Here is a 1,278-nt window from a genome sequence, read left to right as displayed (position 1 = left end):
ACCGTACGCCGTACCCTGGCCGGCCTCCTGGCGGCCGGCCTGCTCGGCGCCGCGGCGGCCGTCGTCCCGACCGGCGCGGCGGGCGCCACCGAGTCCGGCACGGGCGACCTGCCGTTCGGCTCGGCCACCACCGTCGGCCTGCACAACACCTACGACCCGGCTGCCTACCCGTACCTCGCCCGGGGGCTGGACACCGGCACCGGGATGATCGAGCTGGACCTCTGGACCGACGTCATCACCCACGAGTGGAAGGTCAGCCACTCCAACCCGCTCGGCAACTCCAACAACTGCACCGCCGCCGACACCTCCGCCCAGCTCTACACCGGCGGCACCAACAAGAACCTGGAGCACTGCCTCGACGACATCCGGGTCTGGCTCGGCGCCCACCCGGGGGCCGGACCGCTGGTGGTCAAGCTGGAGCTGAAGGGCGGCTTCGCCGCCAACCTGGGGATGGGCCCGGACCAGCTGGACGCGCTGATCGCCGCCCACCTCGGCGACCGGGTGCTGCGCCCGGCCGACGTGCTGGCCAAGCCCGGCGGCGGCTCGTACGCCAGCCTCGACGAGGCGGTGCGGGCCGGCAACTGGCCGAGGCGCTCGGCGCTCGCCGGCCGGGTGCTGCTCTACGCGATCCCCGGGACGGTCGAGGAGCACAACCCGTTCGACACCCTGCACACCGACGTCGAGTACGGGCGGCACCTGCGCGACCTGGCGGCGGCCGGCCGGATCGGTCAGGCCCAGCTCTTCCCGGCGGTGCACGGCGCGGCCGCCGGCGACCCGCGCGGCAAGTACGCTGGCGCGGACGCCGGGATCCGCCCGTGGTTCGTGGTCTTCGACGGCGACGCCGCCGCCTACCTCAACGGCATCGACACCGCGTGGTACGACCGCTCGCACTACCTGCTGGTGATGACGGACGCCCAGAACGTCGCGCCGAAGATCAGCGCCACCGACCCGACCGTCGACCAGGCGCGCGCCCGCACCGTGCAGCTGGCCCGGGCGCACGCCAGCATCGTCTCCAGCGACTGGCGCAAGCTCCCGGCGGTGCAGTCCCAGGTGGTCCCGCGGGGCTGACCCGCCGTAGGCTTCGCCCCCGTGGCGAAGACGATCGAGCAACTGGTGGCCGGCCTGGCCGGGTCGTACGAGGTGGGCGAGGTGTGCCGGCTCCTCGACGCGCACCTGGCGGGCGGCGACACGGCGTACCTTGCGGAGTTCGGCGCGGCGCTGATCGCCCGCTTCGGCTCCGGCCGGGCCGGGGCGGAGCACCAGTACCTCCTCGACCGG

The 1,278-nt window shown here is 74.3% G+C and carries 2 protein-coding genes; both read left to right on the top strand.

Annotation, left to right across the window (positions count from 1 at the left end; all coding sequences use genetic code 11):
* The coding region (locus ACFQ87_RS46595) for a phosphatidylinositol-specific phospholipase C domain-containing protein (protein WP_380617112.1) at positions 1-1,068 on the top strand (1,068 nt) is incomplete at its 5' end.
* A 21-nt stretch (positions 1,069-1,089) separates the two neighbouring features.
* Positions 1,090-1,278 (top strand): hypothetical protein (locus ACFQ87_RS46590; protein ID WP_380617111.1); only part of this gene is annotated, 189 nt, incomplete at its 3' end.

The organism is Kitasatospora sp. NPDC056531 (genome assembly GCF_042794375.1).
In the GTDB taxonomy this organism is placed as follows: Bacteria; Actinomycetota; Actinomycetes; order Streptomycetales; family Streptomycetaceae; genus Kitasatospora.
Note: the sequence above shows the minus strand (reverse complement) of the source record. Positions and strands in the feature narration are given on the sequence as shown.